This is a genomic window from Rhodococcus sp. P-2, assembly GCF_016598535.1.
In the GTDB taxonomy this organism is placed as follows: Bacteria; Actinomycetota; Actinomycetes; order Mycobacteriales; family Mycobacteriaceae; genus Rhodococcus_F; species Rhodococcus_F baikonurensis.
The window spans coordinates 3,287,922-3,311,329 of record NZ_CP066779.1 but is presented as its reverse complement, the minus strand read 5'-3'; the positions used below and the strand labels follow the sequence as shown (position 1 = coordinate 3,311,329).

The following is a 23,408-nucleotide window of genomic DNA, read 5'->3' as shown; positions in this document are numbered from 1 at the left end:
GGCGTTATCCGCCATCGAGGACCAGCATCATGGCCGTTGCGCGTGCTCGGTTCTCGAGAGTGTCGACGTGGAATCCGACGTGCTGGGACAGCTTCGACAATCGATGCGCGACGCTGCTGTGATGAAGATGCATGGCATCGGCTGCGGCCCTCAATGTTCCGGATCGCAGATACGTCCTCAGGGTTTCCAGCAGTTCGAATCCCTGCTTGGTACTGCCGATCTCCTTGGCGAGAACTAGATCCGGAATCCTGGAGTGATCAATCCGCGCTCCCGGTGCCAGGAGGTTGAGGGCGCCGAGATCGTCGGCGTTCACGATCGGTGTTGTCGCTGACGCCTGTGTACGAGCGAATCGTGCAGTGGCGACAATGGTATGCACCTCGGAAGCGGCTGCGGCCAAGGATATTCCGGCGCGGACGGAGGATGAGAGCGCTGCCTCGGACAGCTCGGGTGTCGGTGCGAACGAACCCGCCACGAGATTCAGATACTCGCCATCAGCTTCTATCCCAGCGGCTTTGCCAGGTGTGCAATCTTGCGAAATAACAAGGCGTGCACTGCTGTCGGCTGTGTCTGAGACTGCCTTGGTTGCCACTACACGGACTGGTGTATGGGGTTCGATACCGAGACCGGCACACGAGGTGAGCACCGCGAGCTCATCCATCGGGAACAACAAATTTCGACTGTGCTCGGCCACGGTAGGTAACCGTCGTGGTTGCAGGATTATCGCGGCGGTCAAGGCCATCCGGTCCACCAGCATTTCGTCCAGTGGCAAGCTCGTCCCGGGTCGCTCGATCCATACCGTCCCGAGAACTTCATCGTCTACAGCGATGTCTCTGGCCATACTCGGTGGGAGCTGAGGTTCGGGTGACCATCGGCCGCGCGGGTCACAACGGCGCAAGTTCTTCTTGCTGCGACCGTGTTCCACGATCTCGATACCCACAACACAATCCGCCAACTGTGCGCTTGCGCGCAGCAGGGACGCCGTGTCGGCGCCGTGACGTACGAGGGAGTCGAAGTAGTCGATCACACGTACCAGGCCTGCCGAGTCTGCGTCGAGCTCGGCAAGCCGGTACATCAGTCCTTGCATCTCGCAACGCTACGAGACTGGCGACAGCGAACGCAACCCTCTCCTGAGCGCAGTGAGGGCTTCGGCGGCACCCCTTTCGCTGACCGCTGCGGTCGCGACCAGTGCCGACCCGTGAAAGGTTCCGGGGAAGGAGTGCAATTCGACGCTGACTCCCGCTTGCAGCAGCCGAAGGGCGTATTCGATTCCTTCGTCGCGGAGCGGGTCCAGTTCCATGGTGGACAGGTAGGTCGGCGGCAGACCTGTGAGGTCGGTGGCCCGGGACGGTGCAGCGTAACTGGAGACGTCAGGATCTTCGGGACCGGAATACGACTCGCCGAGATAGTACTTCCACGACAGGATGGCGTTGGGGCGGTGCCACAAGGGGGTGTCGACGAAGTTCGTCATCGAGACCGTCGCCAGACGGTCGTCGAGTTCCGGGATTTCGAGGAATTGGAATGCCACGGGCACAACTCCCTCGTCTCGGGCTTTGAGGACAGTGCCTGCGGCCAGTCCACCGCCTGCGCTCTGCCCTCCCACGGCGATGCGGCTGGGATCGACCCCCAGCTCGTCGGCATGGGCGTGGATGTAGAGGAGTGCGGCGTAGCAGTCGTTGACGGGGCCGGGGAAGGGGGTCTCGGGGGCGAGGCGGTACTCCACGTTTGCAACGGCGAATCCGAGTTCGCGCGCTACCTCGACACAAAATGGATCGCTGGACTCTGCGGTGCCGATTGCGAATCCGCCGCCATGGATCCAGAGCAGAACGGGGACAGGGCCGGCGGTGTTGTCCGGGGTGAAGAAACGAATCGTGACTTCCGGATCGCCGTCCAGGCCAGGAGCGGACAGTTCACGAAGCGTGACTCCGTCGAACGACATGTCGGCCAACATGGTGCCGACCAGTGCGTCGTACATGGCCCGCGCGTTGGGGATGTCCGAGAAGTCCACCTTTGGGAGCATGGTGAGTGCTGCGGCGAGTTCAGGGTCGAGAGTGGGGAAGGTTGTCATGCACTCATCATCGAGCCTGCATGTGTCCTACGTCACCAGTGGCTTGTAGGAAATCGGAGAGTCTTCTTCCGACGCCCGTCGGATCTCCCTAGGATGACGCCGGTGGACAGAGTACATCTCGGGGTGGGTTCGAGCGATTCGGAAGTTGGGGCCAGGATCGGTGGACGCCCGCCGCAGGTTTTCGCTGCTCAGCCGATTTTTCAGACGCATGATTATCTCTTGACGCTCGGGGCACACACGGCGCCGTGGCTCGGTGAGCGAGAGCTTTCGGTTTTCATCCGTCGAGGTTTCACCATCGGCGACGACGACCTCGAATACCCGAACATCGGGGTCCGGGCTGTGTTGCACCCACCGTCATCGCGAAGTGCGGAATCGTCGGGCGCCCACGAGGGCCTGGGCAGCGCGGCGTTGATCAGGATTCCTCCGGACGACGACGTGGTGCCGTTGGTGCGGATAGCTCCGCAACCGGTGCTCATCCAGAACGAACCGTCCTACGCCACTGCCGTCGAGGCGGACGGACACAGTTTCCTGTTCCAGATCAATGAGGAGGGGTGGCCGGTAGTTGACGAGTCCCACCCCGAGTTCGTAGAGGAGTACCTATTCGGTTACGGGTCGGTGTATTTCTACGGGAGCACTGACGCGACTGGGCTCGCACGTGAAGTTGTGCCGGGATTTCTCGACTTCTGACCGGCCCGACGGCTCGTCTGCCGATACCGTGGGCAGCGTATCTCGACCGGCGGTTATGTCCTCGGAAAATTATTTTCGGAAGTTTGTCGATCGGTGAGTGTGCCGTTCGACGTGTAGGCAGAGGGGCCGAACGGAACGGCCCACAAACGAAGGAGATTCCCATGAAGTACATGCTGATCATGCGTTCCACCGACGAGGCCATCGAAGCATCCAAGGACATGGACTTCGACGAGATCATCGCTGCGATGGGGCAGTACAACGAGTCCCTGATCAAGGCAGGTGTCTTGCTGGCCGGTGAGGGACTGGCCATGGAGGAGGGATTCATCGTCGACTTCGAATCCGATCCTCCGCTGGTTTCCGACGGCCCGTACGGGGAGACGAAGGAGTTGTTCTCGGGATTCTGGATCATTCAGACCTCGACCAAGGACGAAGCATTGGAGTGGGCAAAGCGCTGCCCGTTGGGGCCGGGAAGCAAGCTCGAAGTGCGTCGGGTGAGTGAGATGTCGGACTTCGATCAGGACAACGAGTACATCCAGAAAGAGGCCGGCTGGCGTGAAGAACTCGGTACCGATCGCCCGGTCGCAGGCTGAACCATGACCGACGAGGCGGTGCGAGAAGCAACGAGAACGGCTGTCGACGCGGTTTGGCGAATCGAATCCGCGAAGATCGTCGCCACGTTGACTCGCACCGTCGGAGATCTCGATCTTGCCGAGGACCTGGCCGCGCAGGCTCTGCTCGAAGCCGTCGAGCAGTGGCCTGCCACCGGGGTTCCGCGAAATCCCGCTGCCTGGCTGACATCTGTAGCGACACGACGGGCAATTGACGGGTGGCGACGACGTGAGAGGTTGGACGAGCGCTACGCCCACTTTGCGCGCGAACTCGAGAACGACGCTTCGCACTTCGACGACGTCAGTTGGGATCCGGATCGCATCGACGACGACGTCCTTCGGCTGATGTTCATCGCCTGCCACCCCGTGTTGAATCGAAAAGCGCAGGTAGCTTTGACTCTTCGGGTGGTGGGCGGGTTGACCACGGACGAGATCGCCAAAGCGTTCCTGACGCCGACAGCGACGGTGCAGCAGCGAATCGTGCGCGCGAAGAAGACATTGACTGCTTCGAAAGCGGTATTCGAAGTTCCAGGGCGAGAAGAGTTTTCGAAACGGTTGGGCGCCGTACTCGGAGTGCTGTACCTGGTGTTCAACGAAGGCTATGCAGCCAGTTCGGGGGACGAGTGGATGCGTGCGGATCTGAGTGCAGAAGCGCTGCGGCTCGCGCGGATACTGGCCGAGCTGGTCCCGGGCGAATCCGAGGTGCACGGCCTCGTCGCGTTGATGGAGCTGACGGCCTCACGATTCGGTGCCAGGACTACCTCGACAGGTGAGCCCATTCTGCTGGCGGACCAGGATCGGACTCGGTGGGACCGCCTACAGATCTCGCGGGGACTTGCGGCGCTGGAACGGGCTGACGCCGTCGGGCGTGGACGCGGCCCGTACGGCTTGCAGGCCGCAATCGCCGAATGCCACGCGCGAGCAGCAACTTTCGAGGACACCGATTGGAAGAAGATCGTCATCCTCTACGAGGCTTTGGCGCAACTGACACCCTCACCTGTGGTCGACCTCAATCATGCGGCGGCGGTATCGATGGCCTACGGTCCGGCCCCGGCGCTCGAATTCGTCGACAAGCTTGTCGCTTCAGGTGAATTGGCCGGCTACCACCTGCTTCCGAGCGTTCGAGGCGAGTTGCTCAGTCAGCTCGGCCGATCCGAGGAGGCCAGGACCGAACTCCTCGAAGCCGCTCGGCTGGCCGGGAACGAGCGTGAACGTGCAGTGCTGGTCGCGAAGGCGGATGCACTACTCCCGGATCGGCGATGAGTGGTCACGCCTGCGACGGATCGTCGTCAGGAACCATGGGCGGCATTCCTACTCCATAAGGATCGAGCATGTCCGAGACGCGTCGACCCCACCGTTCATGCGCGGACTGACGAGTCATTCCGGCCGCCCGGCCTATGGTCGTCCACGTTGCGCCGAATCTACGCAGACTCATGACGCTTGCCGTCGAATCGATACCCGCTGCGAGCTGAATCCGGAAACAGGCCAACTGCCACGCCATCTGACGCTGCGCCGGGATATCGGTGTCCTGTTCCGCCTCCCACTCAGGGCTGCCAGGTAAAGGGTCCGTTCCGACAATCTTGTCTGCCTGAGTGCCGGCCTCGGTGATCGCGGCGTTGACCGTAGTGATCGCGGCGGTCTCGACCTTCGCAGTCAGGGCGCGTTCGATCAGGTCTTCCATGAGAAGTTCTCCTTTCGTCAGGACTAGCCTGACAGGCCCTCTCGAAATTTGTCAAGAACTCCCTGACGGATTCGTAGTTTGATTAATGCACGATCTATTTGTGTACTATCTAAATAGTCTCCGGTTCTGTTGACCGACGTCGAAGGGGTTGCTGATGAAGATCGTGGTCTTGTCATTCCTGATGGCGCTGACCTTGATGACGATCGGGATCATCGCGGCACGCAACCGCAGTACTCGACCTGCGGTGACTGGGGTCGTTACCGCTGCGTCGACAGTTCTCGCGGCCGCCTGGACTCTTTTTGCCGTGGCATTCGTATTGGCCTGATCGAGCTGCCGTGCCAGTGCGCCAGTGGTGGCGGTGAAGGAACTACGCAGCAGGTCAGATGCGTTTTGTGTGCGGCACGATGCCGCATACTCTGGCAGGCGTGGCAATCGCTGAAACGGACAGAAACTATGGCGGAAGGTCGGTCGCGGCTCGCAAGGCCGAACGCCGTTCCCTCTTCTTGAATGCTGCTCTCAGCGTGTTCGCAGACAAGGGGTATGCCGGAAGCTCGGTGGCAGACATTTGTGCGTCCGCGAGTCTGGCCAGAAGGCAGTTCTACGACGAGTTCGGCAGCCGCGAGGATCTACTCCTCGCCCTGTATGACCAGATTCAACTCGACGCCAGAATTGCAATGGTCGACGCACTCGATGCGGAGCCTTCGGTCAATCTCCGTGACAAGGCAGCAACGGCCATGGCCGCCTTCGTCGAGTCGGTCGGAAGTGACCCACGACGCGCGCACGTTGCCTTCATCGACGTCGTAGGTGTCAGTCCTCGCGTGGAAAAGCATCGCGTGGACCAACGTTCGGTCTGGGCAACGTTTTTCGAATCGATCATCAAAGGGATTGTGGGCGACGATTACGAACCGCCGGGTGGTTACCGGTGGGCATCCACCGCCTTCATCGGCGCGCTTACCGCGCTGGTGCATCAGTGGAGCACTACGGAGCCTCGTCCTCCTGTGTCGGTACTGGTCGATCTGATGACGGTGCTCTTGAATGCGTTGATTGACGACGCACCCCTTCGTGCCGGCGAATAGGTCACGAACACCAGGGGATTGTAATCCAGCCCACAACGCTCTACTCTCGTCCTCACTATGTTAGACACTCGCATCTAACTTGTGTGCTCGTGACGAGAACTGCGGCAACACAAGGCAATCTGTGCTTTTCCGGGGAGGAATTGGTATGGGACGACGCTGGACAACTGACCGACAACGCGGGGGCTTGGCTATTGCCGTGATTGCAGTAATCGGGCAGATCGGGCTTTCGGCACCTGCCTCAGCGGCGCCGGACGAAGGTGTTCCCACCCAAGTTCAGGTCCAGCCTGCCCTGCCGCCTGCGGTTGCACCGCCATTGCCTGAACTGGACCAGGCCTTTTACGAACCGCCTGTCGGGGTCGTCGAAGCCAGGGATCCGGGTGAGATCATCGCCGCCCGTGCGGTTAATCTCGGCACTCTCAATCTGATTCCGGCCAACGTGGATGCGTGGCAGATCTCGTATCGATCCAATAATGCTGCAGGTGAAGCGATTCCAGCTGTCACCACAGTGATCAAGCCACGCGGCGACACTCGCGATGGACGGCCGCGTCCACTGCTGTCCTTTCAGATGGCAGAAGATTCACTCGGAAGCTACTGCGCACCTTCGTATGTCATGCAGCAAGGCGCGTTGCCGTGGCTGGTGACGGGCGCTGCGACCGGTGGGACTCAGTTCCTCGAAGTGCAGGCGGCGCTGGCGCAGGGCTGGGCATTGTCCGTGCCCGATCATCAGGGACCCAATTCTTCCTTCGCCTCCGGCCCCGTAGCGGCCCGGATCACGCTCGACGGTATTCGTGCCGCTGAGAACTTCGAACCCATGGAGCTGCAAGGGCGGTCAACTCGCGTAGGGCTGCTCGGATACTCGGGTGGATCGATTCCTACCGGTCACGCAGCTGAAATACGGCAGGCGTACGCGCCGGAACTGAACATCGTCGGAGTCGCCGAAGGTGGTGTTGCCGCGGATCTCGGCGCTTTGCTCGACAATGCCAACAACGCTCTAGGGGCCGGGATCGTCGCTGCCGGTGTCATCGGAGTGAGCCGAGAGGATTCGGAACTTGCCGGCTTCATCGATCAGCACATAAACCCCGCCGGCCGAGCGCTTTTCGCTGCCAAGGACAACTTGTGCATGCTCTGGACGTCGGCTGCAGTGCCCTTCCTCAACATCAAAGGTTTCCTCGATGTCCCGGGAGATCCCGTCCAACACCCCACGGTGAGAGCCGCGCTCTCCCGAGCTGCCATGGGTAAGTCGGTTCCTGATGTGCCGATGTACATCTATCAGTCGAATCCCGACTGGTTGGTGCCTGTGGGTCCGGTGAACAAGCTTGTCGATACCTATTGCCAAGATCCTTCTGCGAGTGTCGTTTACACCAGAGACCACTTCAGTGAGCACGTCAGCATGGAAGTCGTCGCATTGCCGAGTGCTCTACTGTGGCTTCGTGATCGGTTCGCTGGTGTCCCTGCCCAACAGGGATGCAGCACCTTCGACGCTGGATCTATGGCACTTGATCAGAGGACCTGGCCAGTCTGGGTGGATGCGGTTGGTGAACTCGTCGCAGGCCTGTTCGGCAAGCCGATCGGGACCTAGTGGGTGACGTGATTCTGCGGTGGTGAGGAATTCTCACAAGGACAGCGTGTTGCACTGACTGGACGTTGTTTCATTGATCGGGCCTTGACGATGGTGTCTTGTCACCACTGGGTTCCTGTTACCGACGAAAGGTTGCGCGATGACAAAGCTGTTGTTTGCGGTCACTTCTGCAGATCACTGGACGCTGAAGGACGGAACACCCCACCCGACCGGGTACTGGGCGGAAGAGTTGGTCGAGGCGCATCGCGTTTTCGTCGACGCCGGCTACGACATCGTGATCGCGACGCCTGGCGGTAAAGCTCCCGTTGTGGACGAGGGAAGCCTGGCGCCCGAGGTGAACGGCGGGCAAGAAGGTGCCGACCGTTTGCGCAAGTACATCGCCGATCTGCAGCCGGTGCTCGATTCGCCGGAGATTCTGGAGAACGCCGATGCCGCCGATTACGACGTGGTCTTTGTACCGGGTGGACATGGACCGATGGAGGATCTTGCGGTGTCGGCATCCTTCGGTGAGCTTCTCGTGAACTTCTTGGACGCGGACAAGGTGGTCTCGGCGGTCTGTCACGCGCCGGCGGCACTCCTGCCGGCCCAGAGATCCGATGGAAGCTGGCTGTTCGACGGCTATCAGCTGACCGCGTTCACCAACGAAGAGGAGACGCAGGCTGGTCTGGCGGACAAGGCTCCGTGGCTGCTCGAAACTCGACTACGCGAATTGGGCGGCAAATTTTCGAAGGCTGAGGCGTGGTCGCCTTATGTCGTGGTGGACCGCAAGCTCTACACCGGCCAGAATCCGGCTTCGTCAAGGCCACTCGCCGAGCGGATTGTCGCCGACTTGGGCTGAGCATGACTTTTGGCACCGCATCGGAGGATCTCTTCGATGCGGTGCTCGGCTATGTTCGGTTGTGCCCGAACTCTTCTCAGGTTGTGAAGGTGGTGTTCGCCGGCCGCGGGTGCCGCTGCGGATCGATCGAGGGCGGCGGGATGAACCACGGCTTGTTGTCGACCCCGATCCGGATCTCCCATTTGCCGACGAACCCCACCATCACCACGACCCTATGGCCGCCGCTCCGGGGCAACTTTTCCAGCCTATCCCAACCAAGTCACCGGCGCAAACCGGAACCCCGTCGAAATCGAACTGGATTGTGTTCGCCAGGCACTCCGTACAACCTCGTGTCACTCACCCTCGCAGGTGGGAGTCGGTGTCCGTGTCGCTCTGACCTGGACAAAGTTACGCGAAGATCAACACAACACCAAATCGCCAGGTCAGAGCACTGTGGTCGGTAAACTTCACGGAACCCAGTACCTCTCGGCCAGTTCTTCGACGATCGGATCGCCTTCCTCGGCCTGTTCCAACGCTTCGAGGTCGTCGTTGATCGACACCAACCGGGGATCGTCACCCTCAGCTTCCTGGATCGGGTGCCGACCGTCCTCGGCGAGTTGCCTCAGCAGCTTTTCCTTGACGCGGGCTTTCAACGAATCAGCCATACCGTCAGCATGTGCCGCTCGTGCCCAGTTGTCGAGACCTACTCGTCGTCCTTCTTGCCGAAGACACGTCGTGCCGTCGGAATCAGGATGATCAGCGCGCCGAGCAGAACGATGAGCGAAAAAACCTGCAGTGCCATGTCGACCTCTTACCGTCACGCCGGCGCGAGCCAGCTCCCCCACGGGGTGTTTCGAACAACCGTAAATGCAACGAGAACTCCGAGCACCACGATCGTCACAGTCGGCCGAAGCACGATCATGCGATCCCGCGTGCCTTTCCAACGGCGCACTGTCCAACCGATCCACGCGATCACCAAGACCGCGATAAACGGCACGATCAAGACATTGCTGGACACTGCGGCGCCAAGATCCAGATTAGTCAGGTCGTTGACCGCACGAAGGCCACCACACGCCGGGCACCACAATCCCGTCAACGCGTACATCGGACAAACGCCGTAACTACCCGCGCTGTGGGGATCACGGAAGTGGAGTACTGCGGCGGCCGTCACCGCCACTGCAGCAACACCGACGGGTGCGGCCAACGCGCGTCGTCGACGTGTGACCGCTTCCAACTCCATGGCACCCACTGTAAGAGACCCCGGCAGCGACTAGCGCGCTCGAACGACTACCGACCTGACCACCATGTCGTGCCAGCACTGATGCTTCGAGTCCCAGAGCGGCCAGAGATAATTGAGGAAGCAGGCGCCACCCAGGATCGCCATCATGATCCAACGAAGCAGCGCCATCACCGGGCCGAGAGGTACACCGTCGGACTCCCGAATCACCGAAATTCCCAGCCACTTCTTGCCGAGCGTCTGTCCGGTGTTCCCTTGCCTGAAGACGAGATTCCACACCTCGATCAAGAAGATCGCCAGTATTCCGACGACCATGACGATCACGCCGACCGGATTGCCGCCTTCCGCGCTCACGCTGCCGTCGTCATATGTGGTCACTTCGGATCCGGAGAACGCGATCACCGCCCCGATGATCGCGAGGATGACACCCGGGAGCGGAACGACAAAGCCGTCGAGGATTGACGCGAGCACGCGAGAGATCCAGGTTGCGTACGGATAGGCGGGCGTCGGCGGCTGATAACCCTGCGGCGGCATCGGCGGCATCTGTCCGTACGGCGGCTGATTCTGCGATGGTTGGTCCGGTCCCCAGTTCTGATCCGACATCGAGGTCTCCCCTGTTCAGGCACGTGTTCGCCGAACTCAGGATAAACCGCACATACGCAAGAATTGAGAACTAACGACAAGAGCCCCACATCCGGATTTCCGGGTGTGGGGCTCTTGGCCGAGCTGCCTGAGAGAATCGAACTCTCGACCTTTTCATTACGAGTGAAATGCTCTACCGACTGAGCTAAGGCAGCGTGCCTTTCGGCGGTGGCGAGTCTATCTGGTCAACCCCCGGATCGCGAAAACGGGGGTCGGAAAGCGGCTCCGATGGAGGCAACCATCGCATCGAGCGCCCACTGCAACTTGACGTTGAAGTCGACAGCTTCGCGGCATTCGAGCACCGCTTCGATGCACTTGAGCAACCCCTCCGGGGACGTTCGGGCAGCGAGCTCGGCGGCCTGACGGGCCATGTCGGGATGGGTCGCCGTCGACGTCGAACCCAGTGAGCACGAAAGTGCATCCCTGTACATGCCGGCCAGATCGATCAGCGTCCGGTCGAGAAGATCACGGCGGGCCCGGGTGTCGCGCGATTTCTGACGCGCTTCGAGGTCCTTGATCAGACCAGCAGATCCGCGCAGAGTCCCTGCCGTTCCCTTGCCGGTACCACCGCCGCCCAACGCGACCTTGAGTTCTTCGAGTTCCTGTTCCTTGAGCTCGGCGTAGAACGCCTTGGTGTCGGCCTCGATCGACTTCACCAAATTCTCTGCGGCCTTGTACGCCGTCGACGCCCCGATGGCGTCGGCAGCTAGCCGCAGCGAACGCTGACGCTCGTCCCGTGCGCTCTCGTCAGTGGCGAGACGCCGAGCCCGCCCGACATGTCCGCCGCTGATCGATGCGGCGATTCTCGCCCGCTCGGGATCCAGCCCGTCGCGGTCGATCAATACCTGAGCGATCGATTCGACGGACGGCGTCACCAACGGCATGTGCCGGCACCGCGAGCGCAAGGTAACAGACATGTCTTCGGGATCGGTCGTGGGCGCACAGAGCAGGATGACCGTGCGGTCCGGCGGCTCCTCGACAACCTTCAGGAGGGCGTTGGCCGCGCCTTCGGTCAAACGATCGGCATCCTCGACCACGATGACCTGCCATCGCCCTGTCGTCGGCCGCCGCGAAGCGATGTTGACTATCTCGCGCATGCCTTTGACGCTGATGCTCAGGCCGTCGGGGATGATCCGTCGTACGTCACCGTGGGTGCCGCCCATCGTGGTCGTACACGCATGGCACTCGCCGCACCCTGGTGCACCGTCGGAGGTGCACTGCAGGGCCGCGGCGAAGCAGAGAGCGGCCACCGAACGGCCTGAGCCGGGTGGCCCGGTGAAGAGCCACGCGTGAGTCATCTCCGAGCCGCTGGAATCGCCACGAGCCGACAGTGCGGCATCGCGCAGGCTCTGCTCGACGTCGTGCTGACCAACCAGCCGACCGAACACACCTCGTTCGGCCACTTCAGTACTCATGCAAAAACCCTAACCGTCGGCACCGACGAAGACTTACGAGTCCTTCTTCGCCGGAGCCTTCTTGGCTGCTGCCTTCTTTGCCGGAGCCTTCTTGGCTGCAGTCTTCTTGGCAGCTGCCTTCTTTGCCGGGGCCTTCTTGGCCGCTGCCTTCTTCTTGACCGGGCCGCGAGCACGACGATCAGCCAGCAACTCCGACGCACGAGCATCGGAAATGGATTCGACGTCGTCGTCCTTACGAAGGCTGGCATTGGTCTCGCCGTCGGTGACGTACGGACCGAAACGGCCGTCCTTGATCACCATCGGCTTTTCGCTGACCGGATCGACACCCAGCTCACGCAGCGGAGGCGTTGCCGACGCCTGACGTCCACGACGCTTCGGCTCGGCGTAGATCTTGAGTGCCTCGTCGAGCGTGACGGTGAACATCTGCTCTTCGTTGGCGAGCGAGCGCGAGTCCGTGCCCTTCTTCAGGTACGGACCGTATCGGCCGTTCTGCGCCGTGATCTCTTCCTTCGATTCGGGGTCGACACCGACGACGCGAGGAAGCGAGAGCAAACGGAGCGCATCTTCCAAGGTGATCGTCGCCAAGTCCATGGACTTGAGCAGCGATCCGGTCCGCGGCTTGGGACCCGCGACCTTCTTGGCAGCCTTCTTCGCCGGCGCCTTCTTGGCCGCGGCCTTCTTCACCGCAGTCTTAGTGCTGCCCGAACTGATTTCCTCCGGCTCGGGAGCGGAGACGGGAACGATGTCCGGTTCCGGCTCTGCCGGCGGTTCGGGCAGGATTTCGGTCACGTAGGGGCCGAAGCGGCCTTCCTTCGCGACGATCTCGTGGCCCGTCAACGGGTCGACGCCCAGCTTGCGGCCCTCTTGAGGCGTCGAGAACAACTTCTCGGCGTACTCGGGAGTGAGCTCGTCCGGCGGCAGGTCGTCGGGAAGATTTGCCCGCTGCGAGATCAGATCGCCTTCGGGATCGTCCGGATTCTGAACCATGCGCTCGAGATACGGGCCGAACCGGCCGACACGCACGTGAACCTCGCGGCCCTCGGCGTCGTCGAAGAGACGGATGGAGTTGACCTCGCGAGCGTCGATCTCCTCGAGGTTGACGCCGACCATCTTCTTCAGCCCGCCCTCGCGGGCCACCGAACCTTCAGCGCCTGTCTCGCCACCGAAGTAGAAGCTGCTCAGCCAGTTGCCACGCTGCTCACGGCCGCCGGCGATCGCGTCGAGGTCGTCTTCCATTCCGGCGGTGAAGTCGAAGTCGACCAGCCGGCCGAAGTGCACCTCGAGCAGTCCGATGACGGCAAACGCCACCCAGGACGGAACCAGCGCGCTGCCACGTTTGTAGACGTATCCGCGATCGAGGATGGTCTTGATGATCGACGAGTACGTCGAAGGACGGCCGATGCCGAGTTCTTCGAGCGTCTTGATCAGGCTGGCTTCTGTGTAGCGGGCGGGCGGGTTGGTGCTGTGCCCGTCCGGATCGAGCTTGGTGGCCGTGACTTCCTGGCCCTTGACCAGTACCGGAAGCCTGGATTCGGCGTCGTCGGACTGACCGCCGGCCTCCTCGTCGACGCTTTCGACGTAAGCCTTGAGGAAGCCGGCGAACACGATGGTGCGACCCGAAGCGGAGAACGTGCAGTCCTCGCCGGTACCTGCCGTGCCGGAGATACGGAGCGTCAGCGTCGTACCGCGGGCGTCGGCCATCTGCGAAGCGACGGTCCGCTGCCAGATCAGTTCGTACAGCTTGAACTCGTCGGAATCGAGCTTGGAGTGCAGCTGACCCGGGGTCTGGAACACGTCGCCGGCGGGGCGGATCGCCTCGTGCGCTTCCTGCGCGTTCTTGACCTTGCGGGTGTACTGACGCGGCGTCGGATGCACGTATTCCGGACCGTACAACTCGGTGGCCTGCGCACGAGCGGCTGCGATCGCCGACTCCGAGAGCGTCGTCGAGTCGGTACGCATGTAGGTGATGTAGCCGTTTTCGTACAGACGCTGTGCGATGCGCATGGCGCGTTCGGACGTGAAACGAAGTTTGCGTCCGGCTTCCTGCTGGAGCGTCGACGTCATGAACGGCGGGTAAGGCTTGCGCGTGTACGGCTTGTCCTCGGCGGAGGAAACCGTGAGGTCGACGCCCTGCAACGCTTCCGCGAGACGACGGGCGTACGCCTCGTCGAGCACGGTGACCGCGCTGCCCTTGAGCTTTCCGTCAGCTCCGAAATCGCGACCGGAGGCGACACGCGAACCGTCGACGGAGACCAGGCGAGCACCGAAACTACGCGGGCTGGCCTCTGCACCGGCGTCGAGCGTCGCGGAAATGTCCCAGTACGACGCCGACTTGAACGCCATGCGCTCGCGTTCACGCTGGACGATGACGCGAGTGGCCACCGACTGGACGCGTCCGGCCGACAGCTTCGGCATGACCTTCTTCCAGAGAACCGGGCTGACCTCGTAACCGTAGAGACGGTCGAGGATGCGGCGGGTTTCCTGAGCGTCGACGAGGTCGGTGTCGAGTTCGCGGGTGTCTTCGGCAGCGGCACGGATTGCCGGCTCGGTGATCTCGTGGAAGACCATTCGACGAACCGGAATCTTGGGCTTGAGAGTCTCGAGGAGATGCCAGGCGATTGCCTCGCCCTCGCGGTCGGGGTCAGTTGCGAGGAAGAGCTCGTCGGCGTCCTTCAACAGAGACTTGAGTTCGGCGACCTTGCCCTTCTTTTCCGGGCTCACGACATAGAGCGGCTCGAAGTCGTGATCGACGTTGACGCCGAGACGGGCCCACGACTCGCCCTTGTACTTGGCCGGAACGTCTGCTGCGCCTCGCGGCAGGTCGCGAATGTGACCGACCGATGCCTCTACGACGTAGTCCTTACCGAGGTAGGGAGCGATTTTGCGCGCCTTGGTCGGTGACTCGACGATCACGAGGCGACGAGGGTTACCGGACGCTCCCTGACCGCTGCCGTTGTCCGCTTTAGCCACCTGCTGCCCGAGCCTTCCTTTGGACGTTCACTGCCGTCGGCAGATCTTCAGAACTAGACGTGTGGAGCAAGTTATACCCCGTGTCTCTCTTTACAGAGTGACATACCCGCAAGACATTCGTGCAGATCAGTACAGTATGGGCTCCGTCGGACACGCGGCATGATCACCGTCGGACACGCGGCATGAGCACCGTCAGACGTGTGGCCAGGCGACCGAAGTGTCGACGTGTTTCGGCGCCTCACCGAGGTATTCGACGAGCTTTGTCAGTCTCTTCTTTCCCGACACACGGAGCCCCGGGCCCGGTGTCCGGTTACCCAGTTGGGTCGGCGCGATACCCACTCGCATCAAGGCCTGAGCGAGCGGTGCGTGCGTCTCCTTGGCATGGGGGTCGAGGCCGAACACGAATCGCTCGCCCCCTTCTTCGAGCCGGCCGGCCGCGACGGCCCACACCCGGAGTTGGCGGGAGTTCGGTACCCAACCGACCGGCACCGCCTTCACTGCTCCCTTGGTCCACTGCACGGACAGCGGAAGGAGTGCGGGGGTCGACTGAGTTCGGACGAGTGGGCTGCCTTCTTCGCTGCGCGTCACCTCGGCCCCGAGTCCGCACTGCGCGATCAACTCCGCAACGGCCTGCGCCCTCCAGTCCCGATCCACGACGATCGAGATCCGGGCGCGGTCCTCCGAGGTCACGACCTGACCTGGTCCGGCCAGCATTCCGGCGAGGTCCGTCACGGCAGGTGGAATCGACTCGGCAGAGAAAAAGGACAGTTGGCTCACAGAGTGAAACGTAAGCCACGAAGGCAGTGACGGCATAGACGACCGGCCGACGACCGGCCGTGGTCGAACCGCTGCGTGTATTACATCGGACAGAGAAAGTACTGAATCAGCCCGAAAAGATTTGTCCCCCACCGCACGGGTGCGATGGGGGACAAATACTGTCCGAACTAATCGCTCAGCGAGTGAGCGGAAAAATCAGACCGCGCGAACGCCGGTAGCCTGGGGACCCTTGGTGCCCTGGCCGACCTCGAACTCCACACGCTGGTTCTCCTCGAGGGTACGGAAGCCGTTGCCCTGAATTTCGGAGTAGTGAACGAAGACGTCTGCGGAACCGTCTTCGGGAGCGATGAAGCCGAAGCCCTTTTCAGCGTTGAACCACTTCACAGTGCCCTGTGCCATGCTTTTCCTTCTCTTTCTAACACCGGATTCGGTGAACAGCCCTTACAGTCCACCGGGCCGGTTCCGACCGCTGTACGTCTTTATTTCCCCCTCAGGAAAGGCAGAGCACCGCGCTCGCAACAACGATCCTGCGAGCGTGCACTTTCTCAAGCCTACGAACACAGAAGCTGCGACCGATTGTCAGTCAACCATGTTCTCCGCGTGCACAACAGTCGAAAAGGGAACTAAAAACGTTAAAAGTTCGCTACGAGAAAAACAGCCCACGATCGTGGTTTCCCGCTTGCGCGCCGACCACCCGGTTCCACCAAGACCATCGGCCGTTGCGTATCATCAAAACTGCAGGTAGCGACAGTTTCCGATTGCCGCCACACCCCAACGCCGAGCCCGGAGAGTCACGTGAACGCACCTTCCCCGATCCCCGCCCCGGGAGGGAAGCCTGGCGAGACCTACGGGCAGATGCTGCTCGATCGCGTCGTCGCCGGGGTCAGTGGAAGCGAAAAACCACTGATGTTCACCGCGCAGTTGCCTGCTCGCGTAGCCGAGTTCACCGAATGGCCGGAGTGGGTGCACCCCAGCGTCGTCCGCGCGCTCGCCGAGCACAGCGTGCGGTCCCCGTGGATCCACCAGAGTGAGGCCGCCGACCTCGCGTACGAGGGAAAACACGTGGTCGTGGCCACCGGAACGGCGTCGGGTAAGTCACTGGCATACCAACTCCCGGTGCTGACGGCCATGGCGACCGATCCGCTCGCAACTGCCCTGTACCTCTCTCCCACCAAAGCGCTGGGCTCGGATCAACTGCGAGCAGTGCTGTCCCTCACTGACTTCGACGTCGAACTTCGCAGCACGAACGCCAGTGCGTACGACGGCGACACCTCGCAGGAACTCCGCACCTGGGCACGCGAGAACTCACGCTGGCTCTTCACCAACCCCGACATGATCCACATTTCGCTGCTCCGCACCCATCAGCGATGGGCGCACTTCTTCCGCAACCTGAAATACGTGATCATCGACGAATGCCACTCCTACAGGGGAGTCTTCGGGTCCAACGTCGCGCTCGTGATCCGGCGACTACGCAGAATTGCAGCCCGTTACGGCGCCGAACCTACCTTCATCCTGGCCAGCGCGACCACAGCAGATCCCGGCGCGGCGGCCTCGCGGCTCATAGGCGCACACTGCACCGAGGTCACGGAAGACGGATCGCCGCACGGCCCACGCACCGTCGCACTGTGGGAGCCGCCGCTACTCGAGGCATTGACCGGCGAAAACGGTAGCCCGGTACGACGTCCCGCGGGCGCGGAAGCAGCCCGGATCATGGCGGACCTCATGATCGAAGGCGCCCGTACTCTCACCTTCGTCCGCTCCCGCCGCGGCGCCGAACTGACCGCGATGGCCACCAAACGTCTACTCGCCGAGGTGGACCCGGACCTCGCCGAGCGAGTCGCGTCGTATCGCGCCGGATATCTGGCCGAGGACCGTCGCGAACTGGAAGCTGCACTCGCCGACGGCACACTGCTGGGCGCAGCCACCACCAACGCACTGGAGCTCGGCGTCGACATCGCAGGCCTCGACGCCGTTGTCGTGGCGGGCTTCCCGGGCACCGTCGCCTCGTTCTGGCAGCAAGCCGGTCGCTCGGGGCGACGCGGCGAGGGTTCACTCGTCGTGTTGATCGCACGCGACGATCCACTCGACACCTACCTCGTTCACCATCCGTCGGCGGTACTGGACAAACCCGTCGAGGCGACGGTGACAGATCCCGGAAATCCGTACGTCCTGGGCCCACAACTGCTCTGTGCTGCAATGGAACTCCCACTCTCCGATGCCGAGGTGGACGCATTCGGCGCTCTCGAGGTTCTCACCAGACTGTCGGAGGAAGGCAAGATCCGGCGCCGAAAGCACGGATGGTTCGTCACCGCCGATTCGAACCCCCACGGCTCTCTGGACATTCGCGGCGGTATCGGAACTCAGGTGGCCATTGTCGACGGTGAATCCGGCCGGATGCTCGGTACTGTCGATGCGGGCCGCGCTCCGGCCACAGTTCATCCCGGTGCCGTGCACATTCATCAAGGCGAGACCTATGTCGTCGATGAACTGGACCTCGACGTCGGACTCGCATTGGTACACACCGAGAATCCGGACTGGACCACCTCGGCTCGCGAGACCACCGAAATCACGATCACCGAACAACTCGAGCACAAGAACTACGGCGACATCGCCGTCGCTCTCGTTCAGGTCGAGGTGACACATCAAGTCGTCGGGTACCTACGACGGTTGACTTCGGGTGAAGTCCTCGACTCGATCGAACTCGACATGCCCGCACACACTTTGCCCACCAGGGCAGTGATGTACACGGTCACACCGGAACTGCTCGAATCCATCGGGGTGCCGCCCGAGCGGTTCCCCGGATCATTACATGCCGCCGAACATGCCGCGATCGGTCTGCTGCCGCTGGTGGCGATCTGCGACCGCGGAGACATCGGCGGAGTATCGACGGCGATGCACGCGGACACCGGACTCCCGACGGTCTTCGTCTACGACGGTCATGCCGGCGGCGCCGGGTTCGCCGACCGGGGGCACAGCGAACTGTCACGATGGCTCACCGCGACGCGCGACGCAATACTGTCCTGCGAGTGCGCTCACGGATGCCCGTCCTGCGTCTATTCACCCAAGTGCGGCAACGGAAACGATCCGCTGGACAAGGACGGCGCGGTCAAGGTTCTGACCGCCGTCATCGACACGATCAGCTGACCGGACCCGCACGGGCGTAAGCCTGCGCATCACTGATCCCGAAGCCCGACAACAACACCGGTGCGCGTATCTCGACCACTACATCCCACCCCTGCACCTCACACTCCGCGAGCACCGTACGCATACGCTCCGCGATCGCCGCGGACATCTCACACGCCGCCTCGTCACCGCCGTCCAAAGCGCCCGCGCCGCCGAGAGCCGACAGATCAGCGGCCGATTGCGCCGTGTGCCGGGCCACCACCGCAGACCCGACATGCAACATCCCACCAGTCACCATCACGATCGCTGCCAGAACGCAGCACGCCAGAACCGTGGCAACACCTTCGTCCTCACGTAGGTTCACCCCTCTTCCACCCCTGACTCCACAGCTGCCACCGCCTCGGAAGAAATGTCGACCAACGGCAGCAACGTACTCTCGGCGCTGACAACGGCAACGGCAAAGCCGTCCACGATCTCCACCGAGATCGACGCATCATCGGGTGCGATCCGACGGGCCGTGGCAACCGCAGACTCACGATCACCACGTGCCACCAACCGCGCGGCCTCACGAGCGGCGTCGACACACCGAACCTGCATCGACACCGCGAGGACACCACCGATACACAGCACGACCACCGTGACGATGGAAGCCAGAGCAATCGCGGCCTCCACCGTCACGGCGCCGTCGTCGGCGTGCCGAATACCTCTCGTGGACAACATCACACAGCTGTCTTGAGAGCCTTGTCGATGATGCCTGTCAGTGCCGAGACAATGGAGTCGCCGGTGACAACGGTGTACAGGACGGCTCCGAACGCCGCGGCCGCAATCGTGCCGATCGCGTACTCGGCGGTGGACATGCCGTCGTCCTCCGTTATCAACAGCGCAAATCTAGCCGACACCGTCCTGAGCGTCTTCGAAATCATTTCTCCCCCTTCAATCGAAACCTGCGGCAGCACCTCTGCCGCAGGAGCTTTCACACGGATCCGGCTCACAGCAGGCCGTTACCGAGCACAGTCGTGGCAAGCCCGATCACCACCGGAACAATGCCCAAGGCGATGAAGGCCGGCAGGAAACACAGTCCGAGCGGACCGCTGATCAACACTCCCGCGCGTTCGGCCGCGGCAGCAGCCAGATCCTCGGCGTCACCTCGACTACGCTCGGCAAGTTCGGCCGTGGACGCGGACAGCGACGAACCCGAACGGGCGGAACGCCGAGCCATTCTGGCGAGCGCCTCGGTATCGGGATCGAGAGCGGCTTCGCTCCACGCGGTGTCGGGATCTGCACCGAGCGCGAGGAGGTCGGCGACGCGGCGAAGCGAGTCGGCCATCGGTTTCGGCGCGGTCGACGCCATCGCTGTGATCGCGGCGGAGACTGGAAGCCCCGCTCGCAGGCAGGCCCCGAGTAGGTCGAGACTTGCGGCAACTGCGAGTGGATCCGGCTTGCCAGGCACCGAACCCGAAACTTCTGTTGTTGTGTCTGCGACCAGAATCCCCGCTGCTCTGGTCGAAGCGCCGCGCCGAGTGGGAATGATCGCGAGCGACAACGCCATCACCGCCACCGACATCCAGGTCACGACGCCACCTTCGCGGTGATCCGATCGGTCCAGAGCAGACCAGCTGAGACACAGGCAGTTCCGATCACGAGTAGCACACCGCCGAGCCCACCTCCGAGTAGCACACGCAACGGCGACGCACCCATCAACTGTCCGAGGCCGACCCCCAGTAGCGGTAGAAAAGCCAGCACCGCAGCGGTCGCCCGAGCGCCCGCCAACCCGGCCTCGGTGCGCTGACGAAAGCGTCTACGTCCCAACATGTCCGTCCGGACGGCTCCGAGTAGTTCAGCCAGAGCCAGACCGTGTTGGTCTGCGACCCGCCAGACGGATCCGATGCGGAAGAACTCTCTCTCGATGCACGAATCCGGTACCGCGAAGGCCGCTGCGGCAGAACCCCCGAGACGTGCCCTGGCCCCAGCGGACCGGAAAACCGCGCTCACTTCGCCGGTACATTCCTCGCCTGCAACAGAACTGGCCGCTGCAGGATGCGCACCGACGCTCAGCTCGGCGATCAGCACCTCCAGACCGGAGAGCAGCATCTTCTGTGAGAGTCCCCGGTTTTCGGCCGCCTTCGCGCGCCGCCCGCGAAAGATCAGAGTTCCGCCGAGGACGACCGCCGCGAACCCTGCCGGAAGACCTCCGAGAACCCACGTTGCCGAAATCGCGAGAAATGCGGCGACGAACTGCCACGGAATCTGCCGGGAGGGCTTGCGGACGCTCGGGGCGTACGTAGCGAGCCGAGCACGTGAATCCCGCACCGGCGCAATCGAGACCGCCAACGCGAAGGCCAAGAGGGAAACTGTCACGTCCCGACCTCTCGATTGCGAAGCCGGAACATCCGCTCGAGCCGCTCACGACCCGAACCGCCGTCCGGCCATGCCTGCATGATTTGTACGTATCCGTCCGCACCGCGGTCGATGACGCCGATCTGTTCGAGACGCCTCGATCCGTCGGCCAACCGATGCACGTGCAGGATCACTTGAACCGCCGCGGCAAGTTGACTGTGCAACGCGTGGCGATCCATACCGCCGAGCGCAGCCAACGCCTCGAGTCTGGCCGGCACCTCTTCGGGCGAATTGGCGTGAACGGTGCCGGCGCCGCCGTCGTGGCCGGTGTTCATCGCCGTGAGCAGATCCGTCACCTCTGCACCGCGGACCTCACCGACGACGATGCGATCGGGACGCATCCGTAGCGCCTGCCGAACCAGATCGCGCACCGTCACCTCTCCGACACCCTCGACGTTGGGAGCTCTGGCGACGAGGCGGACGACGTGCGGGTGCGGCGGCGCTAGTTCGGCCGCGTCCTCGACACAGACGATTCGCTCGCGAGGGTCGACCGCGCCGAGCATGGCGGACAACAACGTGGTCTTTCCCGCGCCGGTCCCGCCGATCACCAGGAAGGCCAAGCGAGAAGAGATGATGTCATCGAGGAGTTCGCGGGCGTCCGGTTCCACGGCGCCGTGAGCACACAGCGCGTCGAGACCCTGGGTTGCGGGCCGCAGCACTCTCAGTGACACGCAGGTTCCGCCCTGGGCCACCGGCGCGAGCACGGCATGAAGTCGTACCCCGAAGTGCCCGTCGCCGACGCCCCGCAGGCGGCCGTCGACCCACGGTTGAGCGTCGTCGAGGCGTCGGCCTGCCGACAGTGCCAACCGCTGCGCCAGTCGACGCACAGCTGCCTCGTCGGTGAACCGGACCCCCGACCTTTCGAGGCCGACCCCGCGGTCCACCCAGACCTGATCCGGCGCTGTCACCAGTACGTCGGCGACACCGGGTTCGTGCAGCAGTGGTTCGAGCGGCCCTGCGCCTGTCAGTTCCGTCTGGAGCACCCTGACGACCTCCAACAGATCCGTGTCCGCCAGAACGCCGGAGGACTCGGCTCGCACGGCGTCGGCAACGGTGGCCGCCGTCGGCTCGGCGACCGACGACGCCGTCAGCCGCTCGCGAACTCGGTCGAGCAGTTCCGTCGTGACCAACGCACTCATGCTGCAGCCCTGCGCGGGCGTGCGCCGGATTCGACGGCGTCGAGTACCGCTGTTGCCACCGCACTCAGCGGACAACCACGGGTCAATTCGAGGCCACCACGCTCGAGCATCGGTGCCAGCGAGCGGTGGCCGCGCATCACGGCCGTCAGGGGCAGCCCGAGCATGTCTGCCACATCGGCACCGCGTAAGCCTCCCGGCGCCGGCCCACGCACGACGAGCCCGACGTTGGAGTTGTGTCGGACCACCCAGGCTCCGACCTTCTCGGCAGCGACGCACGCAGCCACGGTGGCCGGAACCACCACGAGGACCGAATCCGACATCTCCAACACGGCCTGACCTACCTCGCTGGGATGACGTGGCACGTCGCACACCACCAGTCCGCCTGAACTGCGGCCTGCGTCCAGCACAGCGCGAACGGCGGTCACCGACGGACCGTCGATCTCGCGGCGACTGCTCGCCAGAACCCTCAGGAACTTCCCCTTTGCCGGCAGTGCATCGCGCAGCGCATCCGGGGCCAGCCGCCCGCCCTCGACGGTCAGTGCACCCCAACGCAATCCGGGGGTCGTCTCGATACCCAACAGCACGTCGGCGCCCGAGCCGAGCGCGTCGACGTCCACCAGTAGCGTCGGGACGTGACGTGCCGCCGACGTCAACGCGACAGCCGCGGCTGTTACCGAGGCTCCTCCGCCACCACAGCCACCCACCACGCTCACGACGTTGCCGTCACCACTCACCTCGACGTGGTCGGCCAGAACTGCGACCAGCGCGTTCTCTTCTTCCGGCAAGGACAGAACGCTGTCGGCTCCGATCGCGGTGGCGCACTTCCAGTCGTCGACGGTCGGTGTGCCGTCGCAGACGAGGAACACTCGCGTCCGTTTGGGGGAACGAGCCACAGCATCCCGCGCAGCCGACGCGTCCAATACGACCGCCGAGGCCCGGTTCCACTGTTGTCGGGACACGGGATGCTCGGCCTCGTCGAGACGGCGGTCCACCGCCGCAGCGACCCGTCGCACGCTCGCGAGGACCTTCGCGTCCTCGACGAGAACCAGAATGTGAGCTCCGGTTTCCGGAGAGTTGATCGTCGTGTTCATGACTGCAGAGCCTGAACGAGCGCGAGTACCGAAAACAGTGGGTCGAGAGAGCCTGTGGACAACTACGAAGGTGTGGAGAAACAGGCCTGAGACAGAGAACGACC

26 protein-coding genes and 1 tRNA gene are annotated in these 23,408 nt (G+C 62.9%); 8 read left to right on the top strand and 19 right to left on the bottom strand.

What is annotated here, in order from left to right:
* Window positions 1-4: 4 nt before the first annotated feature.
* Both I7X09_RS15760 and I7X09_RS15755 read right to left on the bottom strand, forming a co-directional pair.
* The gene (locus I7X09_RS15760) at window positions 5-1,084 is read right to left on the bottom strand and encodes a helix-turn-helix domain-containing protein (RefSeq protein ID WP_234036582.1); all 1,080 of its coding nucleotides are present in this window, start codon (window positions 1,082-1,084) and stop codon (window positions 5-7) included.
* A gap of 9 nt (window positions 1,085-1,093) precedes the next feature.
* Entirely contained in the window at window positions 1,094-2,065 is a 972-nt protein-coding gene (locus I7X09_RS15755) for an alpha/beta hydrolase (RefSeq protein WP_200312949.1), read from the bottom strand.
* Window positions 2,066-2,158: 93 nt separating this feature from the next.
* Here I7X09_RS15755 and I7X09_RS15750 point away from each other — a divergent pair, with 93 nt between their 5' ends.
* The 3 genes from I7X09_RS15750 (at window position 2,159) to I7X09_RS15740 (ending at window position 4,623) form a co-directional block, all read left to right on the top strand.
* Window positions 2,159-2,752, top strand: a complete 594-nt coding sequence (locus I7X09_RS15750) for a hypothetical protein (protein ID WP_200312948.1) — start codon at window positions 2,159-2,161, stop codon at window positions 2,750-2,752.
* Window positions 2,753-2,913: 161 nt separating this feature from the next.
* On the top strand, window positions 2,914-3,342 hold the full coding sequence (locus I7X09_RS15745) for a YciI family protein (protein WP_007735729.1): 429 nt from the start codon (window positions 2,914-2,916) through the stop codon (window positions 3,340-3,342).
* 3 nt (window positions 3,343-3,345) lie between these two features.
* Window positions 3,346-4,623 carry an RNA polymerase sigma factor gene (locus I7X09_RS15740; RefSeq protein ID WP_200312947.1) on the top strand — a complete coding sequence of 426 codons (1,278 nt, stop codon included), beginning with the start codon at window positions 3,346-3,348 and terminating at the stop codon, window positions 4,621-4,623.
* A gap of 4 nt (window positions 4,624-4,627) precedes the next feature.
* On the opposite strand, the gene I7X09_RS15735 is transcribed toward I7X09_RS15740, so the two are convergent.
* Complete coding sequence (locus I7X09_RS15735) at window positions 4,628-5,041, bottom strand: hypothetical protein (RefSeq protein ID WP_200312946.1); 414 nt, start codon at window positions 5,039-5,041, stop codon at window positions 4,628-4,630.
* A gap of 154 nt (window positions 5,042-5,195) precedes the next feature.
* Here I7X09_RS15735 and I7X09_RS15730 point away from each other — a divergent pair, with 154 nt between their 5' ends.
* The 4 genes from I7X09_RS15730 to I7X09_RS15715 all read left to right on the top strand — a co-directional run bounded on the left by I7X09_RS15730 (window position 5,196) and on the right by I7X09_RS15715 (window position 8,534).
* Window positions 5,196-5,366, top strand: a complete 171-nt coding sequence (locus I7X09_RS15730) for a hypothetical protein (protein WP_166809936.1) — start codon at window positions 5,196-5,198, stop codon at window positions 5,364-5,366.
* Window positions 5,367-5,424: 58 nt separating this feature from the next.
* The gene (locus I7X09_RS15725) at window positions 5,425-6,117 is read left to right on the top strand and encodes a TetR/AcrR family transcriptional regulator (protein WP_200312945.1); all 693 of its coding nucleotides are present in this window, start codon (window positions 5,425-5,427) and stop codon (window positions 6,115-6,117) included.
* A 145-nt stretch (window positions 6,118-6,262) separates the two neighbouring features.
* Window positions 6,263-7,696 carry a lipase family protein gene (locus tag I7X09_RS15720; RefSeq protein WP_200312944.1) on the top strand — a complete coding sequence of 478 codons (1,434 nt, stop codon included), beginning with the start codon at window positions 6,263-6,265 and terminating at the stop codon, window positions 7,694-7,696.
* Window positions 7,697-7,835: 139 nt separating this feature from the next.
* Window positions 7,836-8,534: a type 1 glutamine amidotransferase domain-containing protein gene (locus I7X09_RS15715; RefSeq protein ID WP_095971771.1), complete on the top strand. Its 699-nt coding sequence runs from the start codon at window positions 7,836-7,838 to the stop codon at window positions 8,532-8,534.
* Window positions 8,535-8,610: 76 nt separating this feature from the next.
* On the opposite strand, the gene I7X09_RS29595 is transcribed toward I7X09_RS15715, so the two are convergent.
* From I7X09_RS29595 to cspE, 9 genes are all read right to left on the bottom strand, one after another.
* Entirely contained in the window at window positions 8,611-8,736 is a 126-nt protein-coding gene (locus I7X09_RS29595) for a hypothetical protein (protein WP_267910354.1), read from the bottom strand.
* 244 nt (window positions 8,737-8,980) lie between these two features.
* Window positions 8,981-9,178 carry a hypothetical protein gene (locus I7X09_RS15710; protein ID WP_003946112.1) on the bottom strand — a complete coding sequence of 66 codons (198 nt, stop codon included), beginning with the start codon at window positions 9,176-9,178 and terminating at the stop codon, window positions 8,981-8,983.
* A 152-nt stretch (window positions 9,179-9,330) separates the two neighbouring features.
* Window positions 9,331-9,753, bottom strand: coding sequence for a DUF2752 domain-containing protein (locus I7X09_RS15705; protein ID WP_200312943.1), 423 nt, complete (start codon window positions 9,751-9,753; stop codon window positions 9,331-9,333).
* Between the two features lie 30 nt (window positions 9,754-9,783).
* Window positions 9,784-10,353 carry an RDD family protein gene (locus tag I7X09_RS15700; protein WP_200312942.1) on the bottom strand — a complete coding sequence of 190 codons (570 nt, stop codon included), beginning with the start codon at window positions 10,351-10,353 and terminating at the stop codon, window positions 9,784-9,786.
* 121 nt (window positions 10,354-10,474) lie between these two features.
* Window positions 10,475-10,547, bottom strand: a tRNA-Thr gene (locus tag I7X09_RS15695).
* A 30-nt stretch (window positions 10,548-10,577) separates the two neighbouring features.
* Complete coding sequence (locus I7X09_RS15690; protein ID WP_200312941.1) at window positions 10,578-11,807, bottom strand: DNA polymerase III subunit delta'; 1,230 nt, start codon at window positions 11,805-11,807, stop codon at window positions 10,578-10,580.
* A 33-nt stretch (window positions 11,808-11,840) separates the two neighbouring features.
* Window positions 11,841-14,777, bottom strand: coding sequence for a type I DNA topoisomerase (topA, locus tag I7X09_RS15685; RefSeq protein ID WP_019746651.1), 2,937 nt, complete (start codon window positions 14,775-14,777; stop codon window positions 11,841-11,843).
* Window positions 14,778-14,969: 192 nt separating this feature from the next.
* Window positions 14,970-15,554 carry a hypothetical protein gene (locus I7X09_RS15680; RefSeq protein WP_003946106.1) on the bottom strand — a complete coding sequence of 195 codons (585 nt, stop codon included), beginning with the start codon at window positions 15,552-15,554 and terminating at the stop codon, window positions 14,970-14,972.
* 195 nt (window positions 15,555-15,749) lie between these two features.
* Window positions 15,750-15,953 carry a transcription antiterminator/RNA stability regulator CspE gene (cspE, locus tag I7X09_RS15675; RefSeq protein WP_003946117.1) on the bottom strand — a complete coding sequence of 68 codons (204 nt, stop codon included), beginning with the start codon at window positions 15,951-15,953 and terminating at the stop codon, window positions 15,750-15,752.
* Window positions 15,954-16,409: 456 nt separating this feature from the next.
* On the opposite strand from cspE, the gene I7X09_RS15670 reads away from it, so the two are divergent.
* Window positions 16,410-18,698 (top strand): DEAD/DEAH box helicase, encoded by a 2,289-nt coding sequence (locus I7X09_RS15670; RefSeq protein ID WP_200317859.1) that lies wholly within the window; start codon window positions 16,410-16,412, stop codon window positions 18,696-18,698.
* Here I7X09_RS15670 and I7X09_RS15665 read toward each other — a convergent pair.
* The 7 genes from I7X09_RS15665 to ssd all read right to left on the bottom strand — a co-directional run bounded on the left by I7X09_RS15665 (window position 18,691) and on the right by ssd (window position 23,304).
* The gene (locus tag I7X09_RS15665) at window positions 18,691-19,041 is read right to left on the bottom strand and encodes an Rv3654c family TadE-like protein (RefSeq protein WP_200312940.1); all 351 of its coding nucleotides are present in this window, start codon (window positions 19,039-19,041) and stop codon (window positions 18,691-18,693) included. The two genes, I7X09_RS15670 and I7X09_RS15665, sit on opposite strands and share 8 nt — an antisense overlap.
* The gene (locus tag I7X09_RS15660) at window positions 19,038-19,397 is read right to left on the bottom strand and encodes a TadE family type IV pilus minor pilin (protein ID WP_095973510.1); all 360 of its coding nucleotides are present in this window, start codon (window positions 19,395-19,397) and stop codon (window positions 19,038-19,040) included. Before I7X09_RS15660 ends, I7X09_RS15665 begins: the two co-directional genes overlap by 4 nt.
* Window positions 19,397-19,600, bottom strand: coding sequence for a DUF4244 domain-containing protein (locus I7X09_RS15655; protein WP_200312939.1), 204 nt, complete (start codon window positions 19,598-19,600; stop codon window positions 19,397-19,399). Before I7X09_RS15655 ends, I7X09_RS15660 begins: the two co-directional genes overlap by 1 nt.
* Before the next feature lie 65 nt (window positions 19,601-19,665).
* On the bottom strand, window positions 19,666-20,250 hold the full coding sequence (locus I7X09_RS15650; protein WP_200312938.1) for a type II secretion system F family protein: 585 nt from the start codon (window positions 20,248-20,250) through the stop codon (window positions 19,666-19,668).
* On the bottom strand, window positions 20,247-21,035 hold the full coding sequence (locus I7X09_RS15645; RefSeq protein WP_200312937.1) for a type II secretion system F family protein: 789 nt from the start codon (window positions 21,033-21,035) through the stop codon (window positions 20,247-20,249). The genes I7X09_RS15650 and I7X09_RS15645 overlap by 4 nt, the downstream gene beginning before the upstream one ends.
* Complete coding sequence (locus tag I7X09_RS15640; RefSeq protein ID WP_200312936.1) at window positions 21,032-22,213, bottom strand: TadA family conjugal transfer-associated ATPase; 1,182 nt, start codon at window positions 22,211-22,213, stop codon at window positions 21,032-21,034. Before I7X09_RS15640 ends, I7X09_RS15645 begins: the two co-directional genes overlap by 4 nt.
* On the bottom strand, window positions 22,210-23,304 hold the full coding sequence (ssd, locus tag I7X09_RS15635; protein WP_200312935.1) for a septum site-determining protein Ssd: 1,095 nt from the start codon (window positions 23,302-23,304) through the stop codon (window positions 22,210-22,212). The genes I7X09_RS15640 and ssd overlap by 4 nt, the downstream gene beginning before the upstream one ends.
* Window positions 23,305-23,408 lie beyond the last annotated feature (104 nt).